This is a genomic window from Sinomicrobium weinanense (genome assembly GCF_018863395.1).
Taxonomy (GTDB): Bacteria; Bacteroidota; Bacteroidia; order Flavobacteriales; family Flavobacteriaceae; genus Sinomicrobium; species Sinomicrobium weinanense.
Genome location: NZ_JAHKRR010000006.1, coordinates 157,601 through 173,389 on the forward strand (window position 1 = coordinate 157,601; position 15,789 = coordinate 173,389).

Annotated in this window: 12 protein-coding genes; 10 read left to right on the top strand and 2 right to left on the bottom strand. The window is 44.1% G+C overall.

What is annotated here, in order from left to right:
* Positions 1 to 75: 75 nt before the first annotated feature.
* Both KN811_RS16630 and cls read right to left on the bottom strand, forming a co-directional pair.
* Positions 76 to 3,708, bottom strand: a complete 3,633-nt coding sequence (locus KN811_RS16630) for a two-component regulator propeller domain-containing protein (protein WP_187963983.1) — start codon at positions 3,706 to 3,708, stop codon at positions 76 to 78.
* 207 nt (positions 3,709 to 3,915) lie between these two features.
* On the bottom strand, positions 3,916 to 5,379 hold the full coding sequence (cls, locus tag KN811_RS16635; RefSeq protein WP_187963943.1) for a cardiolipin synthase: 1,464 nt from the start codon (positions 5,377 to 5,379) through the stop codon (positions 3,916 to 3,918).
* A 272-nt stretch (positions 5,380 to 5,651) separates the two neighbouring features.
* Here cls and KN811_RS16640 point away from each other — a divergent pair, with 272 nt between their 5' ends.
* From KN811_RS16640 to KN811_RS16685, 10 genes are all read left to right on the top strand, one after another.
* Positions 5,652 to 6,401 (top strand): LuxR C-terminal-related transcriptional regulator, encoded by a 750-nt coding sequence (locus tag KN811_RS16640; protein WP_216334901.1) that lies wholly within the window; start codon positions 5,652 to 5,654, stop codon positions 6,399 to 6,401.
* Positions 6,402 to 6,892: 491 nt separating this feature from the next.
* The gene (locus KN811_RS16645) at positions 6,893 to 7,642 is read left to right on the top strand and encodes a helix-turn-helix transcriptional regulator (protein ID WP_187963945.1); all 750 of its coding nucleotides are present in this window, start codon (positions 6,893 to 6,895) and stop codon (positions 7,640 to 7,642) included.
* A 218-nt stretch (positions 7,643 to 7,860) separates the two neighbouring features.
* Complete coding sequence (locus tag KN811_RS16650) at positions 7,861 to 9,156, top strand: S8 family peptidase (RefSeq protein WP_187963946.1); 1,296 nt, start codon at positions 7,861 to 7,863, stop codon at positions 9,154 to 9,156.
* A gap of 11 nt (positions 9,157 to 9,167) precedes the next feature.
* Entirely contained in the window at positions 9,168 to 10,301 is a 1,134-nt protein-coding gene (locus KN811_RS16655) for a hypothetical protein (RefSeq protein WP_187963947.1), read from the top strand.
* Between the two features lie 2 nt (positions 10,302 to 10,303).
* Entirely contained in the window at positions 10,304 to 11,284 is a 981-nt protein-coding gene (locus KN811_RS16660) for a hypothetical protein (RefSeq protein WP_187963948.1), read from the top strand.
* Positions 11,285 to 11,307: 23 nt separating this feature from the next.
* Positions 11,308 to 12,333 carry a hypothetical protein gene (locus KN811_RS16665; RefSeq protein WP_216334903.1) on the top strand — a complete coding sequence of 342 codons (1,026 nt, stop codon included), beginning with the start codon at positions 11,308 to 11,310 and terminating at the stop codon, positions 12,331 to 12,333.
* 14 nt (positions 12,334 to 12,347) lie between these two features.
* The gene (locus KN811_RS16670) at positions 12,348 to 14,615 is read left to right on the top strand and encodes a hypothetical protein (protein WP_187963949.1); all 2,268 of its coding nucleotides are present in this window, start codon (positions 12,348 to 12,350) and stop codon (positions 14,613 to 14,615) included.
* Between the two features lie 5 nt (positions 14,616 to 14,620).
* Positions 14,621 to 14,770 carry a hypothetical protein gene (locus KN811_RS16675; protein ID WP_187963950.1) on the top strand — a complete coding sequence of 50 codons (150 nt, stop codon included), beginning with the start codon at positions 14,621 to 14,623 and terminating at the stop codon, positions 14,768 to 14,770.
* Positions 14,763 to 15,038 carry a hypothetical protein gene (locus KN811_RS16680; RefSeq protein ID WP_187963951.1) on the top strand — a complete coding sequence of 92 codons (276 nt, stop codon included), beginning with the start codon at positions 14,763 to 14,765 and terminating at the stop codon, positions 15,036 to 15,038. Before KN811_RS16675 ends, KN811_RS16680 begins: the two co-directional genes overlap by 8 nt.
* A complete protein-coding gene (locus KN811_RS16685) occupies positions 15,039 to 15,785 on the top strand; it encodes a hypothetical protein (RefSeq protein WP_187963952.1) in 747 nt (248 codons plus the stop codon).
* Positions 15,786 to 15,789: the final 4 nt, after the last annotated feature.

Consider the following 15,789-nt stretch of genomic DNA (forward strand, 5'->3'; position numbering starts at 1 on the left):
CGCCTTTTTTACCTGAAATACAGGACTATTGTTACAGTAACATTAAGTAAACACAGGAGTAATCTGGCGGTAACCTCAAAGCGTTGCCCGAAGTTTGTCTTTATAGGACCTGGGACTGGTGCCGAAATGTTTTTTAAACATTCTGCTGAAGTACTTGGGGTCGTTAAACCCACATTCAAAACTGATTTCGGAAATGTTCAGGCTTCCCTGCTTCATCAGTTGCTCTGCTTTCTGAAGCCTCAGCCCGATAATAACATCTGAGGGGGACTGGTTGAGCACCTCTTTAAATACGCGATAGCATTTGGTCCGGGATATTTCCAGCCCCGTGATGAGTTTGTCCACGTTAAAATCGGGGTTCCCCAGTTCGGAATAAATGTTTTCCAATGCTGTTTTTACCAGCTTTTCATGGGGGTTGAGCCTGCCTTCCCTGTTTTCCAGCCTGTTCAGGGCACTCCCGCCCCGGGCGAAGGACAGTTGCTTATAGCGATTGACCAGGGAAGTTGTTTTCCGGATAATAAAGGCGGCATTCACGGGGAGGTATACAATACCGTCCAGGCCGTATTCGATGACGTTTTCTTCTATGCCTGGATCTATATATTCGGCGATATACAGGCCCGGGAGCCTTTTAAAGACCGGGTTTTTCAAAACTCTTTCCAGGTCTGACGTAAAAGGGGCATTATAGATGACCAGGCCTTCGGCGGGTACCTGCTGAACGGCAGAGACCAGGGCATGGGCATCGTGCTCAAAAATAAGCGTATAAGGGCTGTCGTTAAACAATTGCCGGACAATGGGGGCTTCGCCCTCTTCACAATAAACCAGTAACAGGGTATCGTTCTTAAACTTTTCCCGTTCAAAATGTTTTAGCAGCAGCACCCCGGAGTTGTTTTTTGCTTCTTCCGTATTGCGTACCGGAATACTGATCTTCAGTTCCAGGCGTTCCCCGGCTTTCTCTATATCCAGTTTTCCCCTTACATCCCTCAGTAAGGTTTCAAATGCTTTATAGTACGGGCTGTACCGGGTAATATTTTCCCACTGGTCAGAAAGCAGGCTCCCTGCGCAGTGCACTTCCACACCTATATGACTTTCCTTAAGTACCGTATGTATATCAAAACGGGATCCTTCTTCCCCATACTTGATAATTTCACTCAGCAGGTAACGGTAAAGCAGTTTAAGGCGCAGTGCATCCACTTCTATATGGTCCGATGCTGTTACAATATCAAAACGAAGCCGCACCCTGCCTTGTATTCCCGGGGTATTTACCTGTTCGTAAATTCGCTGTATCAACGGGGTAAAACGGGTAGAAGCAAGGGAAACACGGCCTATATCGCCAATATAGTCCAGATAGTCCCATTCGGCGATAGTCCGGACCATTCCCAGTAATTCGGTTTCCAGGTGGCTCACCGGGGCTGTTTCCCCTAGCTGCCGTAATCCGGAAATGATACGGGACAGTTTGGGTTTGAAGCCCGACAACACAAAGGCTTTGAATTTATCGACCTCAAAATCACGGTTCTTTAGCTGGTGATGTAAATGGAGCACCTTTTCCTTTTGGGTATTGATCTCGCGATGCTTTTCTTCGAGTTCCCTGTTGGCCTGAAGCAACGATTCCTTTTGAGATTCTATCGTACGGGTACGCTCCCTGATCTTTGCTTCGAGCTTTTTCTGAATGCTGCGGGCCGTAATATTCCGGCGAAGGACGATCAATGAGGCAAACAAGACCAGCGCCACTACACATAATGTATAGAAAAGTATCGTCCGGTAAAAGGGTTTTTCTATCCGGAGCCGGAAATGGCTTTGCGGGGCCTTGTCCTTATCGCCCATCCTGGTCTGCATGGTATAGGTCCCGGGAGGCAGGTCGCGATATTCCAGGGGGTGTTCCTTATATTCCCGCCACAGCGTATCCCGGCCTTCCATCCGGTAATATACCGTGGGCCTGATACCTGAAAAACTGATGGGTGTAATATCTATGTCAACAGCATTATCGCTATACGGTTTTTGTATACGTGCAGAAAAGCGTTCCTTGCCATCGACCTCCATGTACAAGCCGGAATGCTTTGGCGAGAGGTCATAAGTATCCGGATGCAGATAGCTGAGCCCTGAGATCCCCCCGAAAAAAAGCGTCCCTTTCGGGTCCTGGTAAGATGCTCCTTCGGAGAATTCCTCCGCCTGCCATCCCAGGTCCTTGGGAAGGGAGGTCACCTTGAAGTTCTCTTTGTGTATTACGGCGATCCCCTTGGTGGTACTTATCCACATCTGGTCGCCGTGCTGCATCAAAGCATAGACCATATGGCTCGGCAACCCGTCTGCTTCCGACAGGTTCTTTACAATCCCGGTAACCCTGTCATACACGGTTATCCCTCCCAGGGTGGCGATCCACAGGTAGCCTGTGTCCCTGTCCAGGTACAGCTTAAAGATACTGTTTCCGGGCAATCCGTCAGAAGCGGTAAGGTGTTTGACCACACCTTCTTCTTCCGAAAAAAATACCACTCCGTTCTCTTCCGTAGCCAGTATAAGCTGTTCCCCGTCCCTGACAAGATGCCTGATATGGTACCCTCCCAGTTTTTCCTGACCGGGGAAGGCCTCAAAAGTATCTGTTCCCAGGTTTAACTTTCCGAGTCCGCCCCAACAGGCTACCCATAAATAGTTCTGGTCCTGGATAAGTGCGTAGTTGCGGTTATTGGGAAATGCCCTGTCCTTTTCTGCACGGAACAGTTCATAGCCTTCTGCCGTAATCTTTATAAGCCCGGCATAGGTGCCTACCCATATACCTCCGTCCTTTGCGGTATACATACTCCTTATACGATACCAGTCCGGTTGATCCTCTGCCTCCCTGATCCGGTAAGGAAGGAAACACCTGGTTTGCCTGCTGTAATAAAAAATACCTTTGGTGTAATACCCTAACCACAGCACCCCGTCGCTGCTACCGGTTATGGCCCGTACCGCCTCATTGGGCAGGTGCGGGTATTTCTCCGGATGCGGAATAACAGTGGTGATCTGTGCCGCCCTGTCATAGGCCATACTGATGCCCCCGTCTTTATGGGCCAGCCAGATATTACCGAAATCGTCCTGATATATCTTTTCTATTTCATTACTGGTAAAACTATAAGGAAGATACAGGTCATATGTATAATGATCTATCCGGTCATTATTCATATTTCCCGGCGCATTGGGAATAATGAACAACCCGTTCCTGCGGGTTGCATACCAGATATTTCCTTTATGGTCCTTAAAAACATCATTGATGTGGAGTTCCGGATGCTTGTCGAGTAACAGGTGTTTGAGCTTTTCATCGGGGTGCGCTGCCCTGATCTGCGCTCCCGGAACAGGCTGAAAAGCCCCTTCCCGCCACGCATAGCTTTTCCCCCGGACCACAACGGCTATTTCCCCTGTTTTGGTAAGCCGTAATTCTTCGGGCTGATGCTCAAAAATATGGTTTCTGAACTTTCCCTCTCCTTTGTACAGCGATACCGCACGATTGTCGGTCAACACCCATATCCGATGTTCTGCATCTCTTTTAAGGCCAAAAACGACATTTCCCGCAAGGCTTAACGAATCTTCGATACGGTGTTTAAACACCTCGATATCATTGCCGTTGTAAATGTTTAGCCCGTCCCAGGTAGCGATCCAGAGGCGACCGTACTTATCGGTTATGATATCATTTACAGAATTGTTGGACAGCCCTTCTTTAGTAGTCAAAGGTTTAAATTTCATGTTTTGCCCGTATCCGAGGCAACAGACCACAAAACACAACAGCCGAAATATCAACGAAATACACACTCTCATAACAAGAGGGTGAAATAATGTATACTTCTTCAAAACCGGATTACCTCAGTGTTAACTCTGTGTTAAGCTATATGAAGATATATCGTTGTCACACCGCAAGGGGTGACGGAAAACCTGTCCCAGGGCCCTGGCAGGTTACAGCAAGGGAGATAACAACCTGCATGTTTTTTCGAATAATTGTGTATATACAGGGCGGTTGAGCCATTTTTCGGCATTGATCTTTTCGGCATCCTGCAGGTCATCCTCAAAAGCGTATGCCAGCTCTGCCGCTGTTTCTTTGTTATAGACCAAAGCATTTACCTCAAAGTTCAGTTCAAAACTCCGGTGGTCCATATTGGCTGTTCCTACGATGGCCAGGTTACGGTCAGACACCAGGGTTTTTGCATGGACAAACCCTTTTTTATAACGGTATATTTCCACACCGGCTTTTAACAGGTCGCCATAATAAGAATTAGCTGCCGTATTGACCAGTAAGGAGTCTGAAATACCAGGGACCAGCAGCTTTATTTTTACACCGCCGTAGGCTGCGACAATGAGTGCTTCCAAAATACTTTCACTGGGTATAAAATAGGGCGTGGTGATTAACAGTTCTTTTTTTGCATGACCAATGGCCAGAAGAATGGAATGCTGGATGGTGGGATTGTCGGAATCCGGCCCACTGGCTGCAAACTGTACCACTTTATCTCCTTTTGCCTGTTCCGGTGCCCTGAAGGGGAAAAACTGTTCGTTGGGCTCCAGGTGGTCCCCGGCGCAAAAATTCCAGTCTGTAAGGAATGTATACTGAAGATAATAGACCCCGGGGCCTTCAATGAACAGATGGGTATCCCGCCAGTAAAGTTTATTGTGTAATTCCGGTTTGTTGATGTATTTATCGCTTACATTGATCCCGCCCACAAAGCCACATACGCCATCCACTATAATGATTTTCCGGTGATTGCGATAATTAAGGCGGTTTGCCAATGCAATGAATTTTATTTTATAAAAGGGAAAAGCCTTTACGCCGGCATTCTTCAGGCAGCTTATAAGTTTTTTCCGGATGGAATGGCTGCCAAAATCATCATATATAAAACGTATATCAACGCCTTCCCGGGCTTTTTCAATCAGGATATCTGCAATTTCATTGCCAATGGTATCGTTCTCATAAATGTAATATTCAATATGGATGTGTTTTTGTGCCTGTCTTAATTTTTCAAGTACAAGAGAAAATTTATTTTCACCATTGAGCAGTAGTTGTACATTATTATTACCGGTCAAAGAGCTCCGTCCTTCATTTAAGAGGTAGTGATACAGATGGTCATTACCGGAGATCGCCTTGTTCTCCCGGGTGTATATTTCCCTGGAGTATCTCAGTATGCTTTCATTTAACCTATCCGTGAGCTCTTTATTTTGCAACAGTTTTTTGGAGTACATCTTTCTTCTCCGGTAATTGATGCCAAATGAAAAATAGATAAAAATGCCGATGACAGGCAGGAAAACAATTAATAGCAAATAGGCTATCGTTTTAGTGGTACTGCGTGTATCATAAACTACGCGAAGACAAACAAGTATTAAAAGAAGTACATAAATTACTTCTGAGATAAGGAGCCAGTTCCAGTTCATGAATTGTAAGGTACAAAATCCGGGGATTTTATCCAATGGTGTTTTGTTTCCGGAATATTTTATAGTGTTAGTCTGTAAGATTGAAAGAGATTGATAGGAGATTGATGAAAAATTGGATCCTGATGTTAAACATTTCAATCTCCTGTCAATCTTTTTTAACCCTGCAAAAACGCATAAAAAAGCCAAAAGCGATAAAATTTAAACAGCTTCTGACCCTAAAAAGATAAAATGCGGGAATTAGGGGAAAAGTCCCCTTTAAATCCGGGTATATTTTGGTTAATTTTATAGTGTCTGAAACCAAACTACCCCCCATCTTGGGCACTTCTTATAAAATATTATACGGGAACGAAAGTACCACGGGCATAAATTATGACTGCGAGATCTCCTGGGCCGAACTGAAGGATAGGGTTAAAAGTATTTGCGAATGCTCCAAAAGCCTGATGATAAATATATTCGACATAAAAAAGAGGTCGTTTATATGTTGCAGCGGTGCCTTTAAAACTATCCTGGGCTATGACCCTGCCGAAATTATCTGCGGAGGATGGGACTTCTGGTTCAACCTGATAGATTACAGGGAAAAAGTTGTGGTGCGTAAACAGATCACGGCATTTTTGTTCAGCCACCGCTTTGGCAGTGCTGCAATTTACCTGAAATACCACCTCAGGTCGCTCTCGGGCAACTGGCATTATATAACACATGCCATAGAGAAGCATTCGTTGGAGGGCAAGACCATCGCTTTCAGCTATATTTGCGATTATACCGAAAAAGAACATATAGACCGGTGTCTGCTCGTCAGGGACAACGAAATTTATTCCCGGAACATGCGGGATATAAGTGTGTCCTCCAGGGAATGCGAGGTTTTAAAATTGATCTCAAACGGACTTTCCTCCAAACAGATCGCCCATAAACTGTGTATCAGCTACCATACGGCCGTATCCCATCGAAAGAACCTGATCGAAAAATTTGAAGTTCAGAACACTGCACAGTTGATAAAAAGGGCTTCAGAATTTATAAGGTTGTGAAACCGTAGGGTGGAAAAAGATTGATAGGAGATTGAAAGAGATTGATAGAAGATTGATGAAAGATCGGATCCTGATGTTAAACATTTCAATCTCCCGGCGTAGCCGGACCAATCTCCAATCAATCTTTTAATCATACCATAGAGCCGCAATTGGAGTTTCATGGCGAAAAAGAATAAAAAATCGCCATAAATGGGGATTGATTTGCCTCCCTTTTTTTCCAACCTTTAAACATAGATAATTCCCCGGAACTTTACATCCCGACAACCTGGCTCCCCTATGAAACTGTCCAAGTTCGGAATATTTTATAGTGTTAGTCTGTAAGATTGATAGGAGATTGATGAAAGATTGTATCCCGGTCTGAACATTTCAATCTTATTCAATCTCCCGGCGTAGCCGGATCAATCTCCAATCAATCTTTTAACCACTCCTTAGGAGATAAAACACAGAAGACAGTTTCTAACAAAATCGCAAAAGTTTAAACCAGCGGTGCGATGGAAAATGAAGTACCAATGTTAGCGGATACTTTGGTCAATGATACATTGACACAAAAAATGACATTGATCAGGTTAAAGAGTAATGTCCTGGAGTTGGGCATATTGCATATAGGACAGATATCATCATTGTTAACAGCTTATTTTTCCAACAGCGATATTCAATATCAACCGGTAAACAGCACTTTGGAGCATGAGGATGTGGATATGGTGCTCATCAATGATAATCCGGACGTGCCCCCGGCGGGTTCCCTGTTAAAAGGGATCCGCAATTTAAAGCCTGTTGTTACCTATATGGAAGCGTTTTATAGCAGGCCTAAGGCAGGTTACATTCACACTTCCCTCATTCCTGTTTTGATCAGTTACCTCTTTAAGATCAAGGAGGCCGTCATTTTTCAAAACACCAAAAAGACCAGGAACAACGTATTCCTGAAACAGGTAAACAAAGTCATTGAAGAACACATAGACGATCATACGTTGAGTATGAAAAAACTGAGCGATTTGCTGTATATGAGCCGGAGTTCTTTCAGTAAAAAAATAAAAAGTTACACCGGCTTAAAACCAACAGAATATATCAATCGATACAAGTTGAACAAAAGCAAGCACCTCCTTGTCATCACCAATTGGCAGATAAGCAGAATAGCTGACGTATTGGGGTTTAGCTCCCAGCATTATTATTGCCGGTTGTTTAAAAGACAGGAAGGGGTAAGCCCGTCGAAATACAGGTACGATAATCAGTATGGTCTTTAAGATTGAAGAAGATTAATGAAAGATTGGATCCTGATGTTAAACATTTCAATCTCATTCAATCTGACGGCGCAGCCGGACCAATCTCCAATCAATCTTTTATCCCCGCGTGAGCACGGAAAAAGACGCATAAAAGAACAATAGTATAAAAAACAGGATCAATAGTACAAATAAAAGCCATACGTATCTCCTAATTTTAAGGAGGCGAAAAATTCAGGTCCATGAAACCACATCTCCTCATAAAGCTGAACGATTCTTCTTCAATACCTCAATATGAGTATTGGGAAGACCTCATACACGACAAACAAGATCTGAAAAAGGATTTTTTGCCGGAGATAGACCGTATTATACGCCATAAATACCACCTCGATTTTTTCCCCGCACAAAATTATGCTTCAAAGTACAGGGAATGGACCATGGACGAAATTAATTCCGGCCTGAACAGGATATACCGGTTGATATTACTCACTAACAATCCCGATATTCCCGAGCAGTTGGTCAAAGACATTTCCCTGTTGCCATCGGTCTCATATGTAAAGCCCGGCAGGGTCATGGCCAGTCATATACCCGAAAAAGAACTTGCGGGGGCGCAAAGCCTGAGTTCAAAATATGTGGATAATTCCATTTACCTCAAAGAATCTCACCTTATTACCAGAGGCAGTAAGGATGTGATCATTGCCGTATTGGATACAGGTATAGAGACCAACCATCCGGAACTCAGGAATAAATTTACGCCGGGCAAGGATCTGGTCAACATCATTGACGAAGAGAAAAAATTCATAGGCGATTTCCTGGATATGGACGATATACCCGATGATAATGTGGGGCACGGCACCCATGTAGCAGGGATTCTGATCTCCCGGGGAATAAAAATGCCCATAGGCGTAGCGCCTGCTTGCAGAATAATGCCTATAAAGGTGCTCGGCGCCCTGAAAAACGGCGATAAGCTGGTAGGGGCAGGGCTGGTGGACGATATAGATGCCGGAATTAAATATGCCGTAGACCACGGGGCAGACATCATTAATATGAGCCTGGGCATCAAACACAGCGGCGGGGGACTGCCTCATGAAGATATTATTAATTATGTACTGAAAAAAAATGTGTTTGTGGTAGCCGCTTCCGGCAATGACGGCAGGAATGATAAATATTATCCCGGAGCATTGGATGGGGTGTTTGCCGTTGGTGCATCAGACAATACCGGAAATATAGCCCCTTTCTCTACATATGGAGGCCATGTTTCGGTATCTGCTCCGGGTATTAATGTATACAGCACTTATTTGGATGATGGTTATGCCCTGTCTTCGGGAACCTCCCAGGCAGCACCTTATGTGAGCGGTACGGTCGCTTTGCTTAAATCATACGCCTTGGAGAAGGGGAAAAAGGCAGATAATGACCTTATAAGTTACGTGCTGAAAAATACCTGCGATAAGTTTTCAACCCAATATAAAGATCAAAAATCCGGTTACGGAAGAATTAATGTGCTCGATGCTTTAAAACTATTGCGATATAATCTGTAAAAATTTGAATTATGACTATAAATGGAATATTAACGAAGGGAAAAGTGAGTAACCTGACTTACTACAATGAAATCCCGAGAACCAGCGATCTGTTGAAATCGGCTGAATTTTCGGTTAAACTGTCGTCAGACCTGGTAATTTCCAATTACTATATAGCGCCTGCCACAGTTAAGTTCGATAGTATGGTTGAAGAATCCATATACGAGATCAATCAAACCATATACAACTATCTTTTGGTACCTGAAGAAAAACAGGACATCCTCAATTTAACATTGGAAGAATACATCGGTAAGTATAAATCGGAAGCCAAGGTCGTAAACCTGTTCAAGGACGACCTGCAAAAGAAAGGGTTTTCCGGCGAACTGATAAAAGTGGCTTCCAACATCAATGCTTCCAACTTAAACCAGCTTACCAGGGCATTGCTTTCTGAAGAAGGTATCTTTTTCTATCTGGCGTACAGGGCTGTTATAGGCAATGATATTAAAGATGCAGAAGGTATTGCCGCCAATATCATGGATGCTCTGGGCCTGATAAAATCGTTTATCAATATCAAACTGGTCGATAAAGTCATTGCAAAAGAGAATCTCAATGTCTCTGAAAGTGAAGTCCAGAAAATTAAAGGCTATTTGAGCAATAAAACCATAAGTTATGCTTCGGGAAGCCCGGAAAAAACCATAGTGGGCCTTATCGATGATTTCAAAGCAGGAGGTAATTTATACACCATGGTGAGAGATTTTCTAACCAGTGGTAAGGTCGACCTGCCCCGGAATGTAAATATTGATGCACTGATACAAAAAATGGTGAATTATCTCTTAAAGATAGGGTATAACTACGAAGAGAATGAAACCGGCCCTGTTCCCGGGGAAACTGACGATAATTCTGATGGCAGCGTGGAAATTGTGGTTCCGGATGATTTCAGGTCGGCCATAGAAGGCGTAGGAGATGCATTAAACAGGCGATTAACAGAATCTGGGATCACTACATTCAGCCACCTGGCAAGCTTTAACAATGAGACACTCAAGGTTGAAATGGGATTGGAAGGCAATTTTAACTACGATAACATTATCGAACAGGCAAAATTGATAGCAACAGGCAAATTTAAAGAACTTGTCAAATTACAGGATAAATTATATAAAAGGCAATAGTTATGAGTACAGATGCAATATTATGGCATACGCTAAGTGAAGTGCTTAACAGTTCTGAAGATACGGTAAAGGACCCGGTTAAAAATGTGTACTACAACGAGGTTAACGAGTTCGATCATATTAATTCATTCCAGTTTTTAGATCCGCTCAATCTGCCGGGAGGAACCATAAATACGGTAAATATTCAAAATGCCGCATCCCTGTATGCCATTATGATCTTAGGCGATGAAATGGGCATTTTCCGGATTGCAGATACTGTTCTTAAGTATGTGACCATGGGCAAAGTAGATGTAGAATCTACCACCACGGCCACAAGGCTCTACAATTACATGCAATTGAGAGATGACAGAACATCTTTTGAAGAGCGTACCATGTGGTATAAACAGGTATTTAACATCGGGGGAGGCGACACGGTTTCCGATATGGCCGTAAACGAAAATTTCCTTCCGCTTTGGGAAACCCTTATGAATGAGGTTATAAAATACATCGGCAAATACGAAAGTGCAGAAGATCCTTTGCGGGTATCTAAATCAGGGATCCGGCAGGTGGTTACGGATCTGCAGCACAATCTTTCCAGGGCAGCAGCCGGTATGGTAAAAATATTCATACCCGAAATGTATGCCCATCTCGAAGATGCCATTCAGATCATCAATGCCGAGGAGCTGAGAGATCAGCTTGGACATGGTATTTCCAGGGACCTCTGGAATGTTGTGGAAAGTGTGAGCATGGAAGAATTCAATTATTTCCCGAACACTTCCGCTTTACGCACTATTGCAGACACAGCAAGGAATATTATCCTTGACATTGCCACCTATAACCAGGCGAGTTTTAGCGAAGAGCAGTTTCAAAAACTGGTGAGGAATGTAGACCGGTTTATCATAGCCCAGAATCAACTCCAGGGAAGTACGCTAAGTGAAGAAGAGGAAACTCCTGAAGATATTGAAGATGAAATGGAAAGCATGGAAGAAAACTGGGACTTCTAACAAATTGTTTAAAGTTTTAATTTATGGACCAAATACAACAAATAAAGGATACAGCGCGGAACCGGGCCAGGGAGATCCTGGTAGATAACGACACCTTTAAGAACATGAGCCTGGAAGACCAGAAGAAAATGTACATCAGTGTCGTGGAAGAACAGATAGAGGCGCTGCGCAAAAAAGATCAAAACGGCACAATACTCGCTGAAGCAAAGGCCAGAAGGCCGGGAAGAGCCTCAGATCTGATCGACGACAAACGCCACGAAAAAGGTTTTGATGAAGGTGTAGATGCTTTTGAAGACCTGGTAGACTCCGTAGACTTTCCGGCTTTTGTAAGGGACCTGCTCAAATCTGTCTTCGATGCCAATATATCCGTAATGAAGGCCCAGACCGACGATTTTATACGGTTGATGAAAGAAGCGACTTCGGGCCTGGCCAAATTTATAAAACAGATAGACGATACCACCACCTTTGCCTATCTGGCAGAAAACAACCCGGATGAGTTTGGTATTAATATGGAAGAAGACCCGGAAGGTGGCGAAAAAATGACACTGACCAACCCCAAGGGTGAGGTGGTAGACATAGGAGACAACGAGGTCAGGGCACGTATCATGGATGCCAAAATAAAAATGGCACAGGAACACAGAACGGCCTTACGGGAATTAATAACCATGGGGGCTACTCGCCTGGTTGTGGAAAAAGGGGAGATCGAAGCAGAAGTGAATTTTGAATTTAAGGGTACGCGTACCGGTGAAAAGCAAGATAAGGCTTTGAAGAAAACCACCAGATCCAGCGGTACCTCTGCCCGTGCAAGCACAGGTCTGATATCCAAATTATTTGGAGGTGGCAGCGGGGGACACACCAGGAGTTCCAGGACAACGGAGTTCAGCGTGTCATCGGCCAAAAGCAAATCAGAAGATGAACTCAAGGCCAAACTCAGGGGCTTTGTAAATATCCAGTTCAAGACAGACTACTTTAAGCTCGACAATTTTGCACAAATGTACGGCCCGGTGGGAGAAGAAGAGAAAAAGGCGGCGCTTCCGCAGGGACAATAATTTAATGAAGCGTTATGGCACTATCGGTCATACAGTTCAGAGGCAGGGATCAGGGACATTACGTGTTTAATGCGGATATAGGAACAGCCCGGTATTTCAGATATGTTTTGGGCAGTGAGGCCGTAAAATTAAAAACGGGCAAGAACAGAAAAGATACCATACAGGTGGTTTCGGGCCGTAAAAAAGCATCCCGGTTATTTGAGGTCAATCCGGCTTTGCAAAAGATCAACCGGGGCGAATTTCCGCTGAAAATACCGGAAAATGAGATCGATGAAAATACCAGGTACATCCAGCTTTACAGCTTTTCCGGTAAAAAGCAGAAGGTTCCGACAATTTCCAGGATCATAAAACTATACCCGCCCATTACAAAAAGAGTTCCTGAACACAAAGGGCATTTATGGAGCGGGGAGCAGTCTAAAAGAATGATAAAACAGGTGAAGATGCAGGATTTTACAGTTACAAATAAAGCCTTCGGCCACAGGGAGCCTTCCATGAGCAAAGTAATGTTCTGGAATACCATTGTAAGCCGGTTACCGGATATCATTGCAAATGCAGCACCCATTATAGGCGGATTGTTAAAAAAGGACAATGGCCAAAGCGGTCCGGATAATGCAACACAGGAAAATAGGGGAGGAAATTCAGCCCAAACCGAAGAATTGATAAAGAGCATTGTAGCTATTCTCCAATCGGCTAATGGTTCGGAAGCTGCAACACCCCGGGAAAGCGAACAAAACGGGGTTTCTGAGTCTCAGTCGGCAAACGGCCGGGGAGAGGGGTATAACATAGAGCCCGACACGCTGATCGGCTTAGGCCCTGTTTTAGAAAAGATACTGTCGCCCGAGGCTATACTGGCCATTGGCGACGACCCTCAAAAACTGTTTAAAGCCATAAAAGATGCCGTCCGGAAAACAGAACCCAATCGTCCTGTAACTCCCCCGGCAATAAAAACCACCCCCGCATCAAAATCCATGTCTTATCATTTGCAGCCGCATTCGGCCATACACCGGAAAAATACCTATTCCAAAGCAAAAGTTGCCCCGGCACTACTGGCAGCCTTGCCGGCCTTAATGCCGCTGTTGCAAAAGGTGCTGAACCCCGAAACCCTTAAAGCGCTCAATCCCGCTCAATTGTTTAAGGTCGTAGGCGATACGGTCTTAAAAATGGATACCCGGGAATTGGAACACCTGGAAAAGATTAACCCGGGTATAGATACGGCAGACGATATTAGCAAACTGTTGCAGGGAATGAGCATAACCCCGTCCCATACGTCCGACGAAATAAAGTTCAAACTCATAAAAAACCTCAACCTGGATTTTATAGCTACGAAAACCGTGGCATTTAAGAACAAAAACCGGGTATTGTACAGCAAAAAAGGCCGGGTGGTCATTCCCTTTAAGATAAGCAGGGCATCGGGCCAGGCTGTAAACCGCATATTAAAAAGGTCTGTGGTCCAGATCACCTTAAAAGAGGCCGAAAGTTTAAAAGAAGTGTTCCGGAAAAACATAAAGCTCCTGGATGTAGACCTGGGGCAGCCTGTTTCCGAAGCCTACCTTACTCCCGAAGAAGTGAAGCAGCTCCCCTGTAATTCCGAATTAAAACTGGAAGTGGCTTATATATGGAAATCCGCTGAAAATAAAAATATCGGAGTATTCAAGAGCCATTACGTTCATTTTACGGATACCTACACATTTAACCGTATTGGAAAAAAAATCGGGAACCCCATGCCGTTAAACGATATCGATATTCACAGAAAGTTCTGGCATAAAGTATGGGAAGGCGGATTTTCAAAAAGCAGGAGATGGGAAATAGATTTCGACCTCAAATACTTTTATGTTTTTGACCCGAAAGAAGAAGGGATCTCCAAACTGGAAACCCGGAAGCGAATTACAGATGACAATGCAGACCCGGGCGAAGAACATCCCGGCAGAAGAAAAGTAAGGGCCAGGCTCAAAAGCGGTATTGATTATGGTATAGGGGTTTTAAACTCGCTATTAAGCCTCACCGGAAGGGAAATTTTTGACGAAGAATTGATCCGGGCGCTAAAAAACAGTAAGCTGGGAGGAAATTTACAGGATGCAGCACGGTTAAGGGTAGAAATGAAGGGCAGGGAAGGCGATACGGGTACCCTGTGGGCCTATCCCGAAATAGCGTTTCACACATTGCATTTGTCCAGGCCCGGTGAAATAGATCAATACGGCCAGGTGGTAAGCCTGGAACCGGTAGAAAAAATAATCCCCAAACCCGACGCCATACATTTTATAGGAACAAAATCTGAAAGATAAATAAGATGGAAAACAAAGTGCCAGACATGTCGTATATGTCGTCCAGTACCCTGGAGCTGGAACCTGTTTTAATTGACGGGCAAAGAGTATTGTTTGATGAAAAAGTGAAACTTATGCCGGTGACCCTGGAAAAAAAAGAGGCAGACCATGAATGATGATTATTTAGATGAGGATTTTATGTTTTTAAGCCGGTTTATAGAAGATATGGCCGCGGTCGATGAAGTATTGCAGGACAGTTATATGGATAAGGCCATGACGATGAATATAGAGAGCATGGAAACCCGGACCCCATGCGAACTGCATATTGAAGTTGACGAAAACAACCAGGTCCGTATAGGTGCAATACCGCCTTTATATTATGTAGAGACCACAGTAATGCCGGTTTTTCACCATATAACACTAAAGATCGTAAAGGAAAAGTAAATGGCATCAACCAACAAATCCTGGAAACTGGAGTCTTTTCTGGACTCCCTGATCGTAGAGCTCGACAAGGCCAGGGAAACACTGGCCGTAAAGGCTATTAATAAACCTTTGACCTATGCCGTAAAGGACGTAAATCTCGAAATGCAACTCTTTCCGAGTTTTGACGGGAATCACGTAGAATTTATAACCGCCCGGCCCGGCCAGCAGGGAGCCTCAAAAATTGGCATACAACTGGGGTCCATAACCGATCAGCAAATACGAAAAACAACCAAAGAGCCCGTAACCTCGGATGATGTTTCGATAGACCTGGTCGATGAGATCGATGAAGACACCAAACAGTCCCTGAGAAAAATAGGGGTTACCTCGGTAGAAGACCTGAACGAAGTAAAAAAGAAAAATGTAGATATAGAAAAAGCGAGTAACAGAAAAGTAAACTATGCTAAACTCGCCAAATTATTGAGCAAGGCCAGAAGGGGAAATAGTCCCCCAAATGTAAAAAATGTTCATTTTAATATCAGTAAAAGCGGTTCTACCCTGCAGGTAGAAGGGAATAACCTGGTACTGGACAACAATTACACCCCGGTCGTGGTGTTCAACGGCAAACTGGCCGACCTCAGGGGATATGGAAAAGAAAATTTAGAGATCGGTATAGACGAAAGGGATATGAATAAAGACGAAAACGAACTGGTAGTGGTATCCGATCCCTATACCATATATAAAATGAACCTGAACCATAGAAAACAGTGAGGTT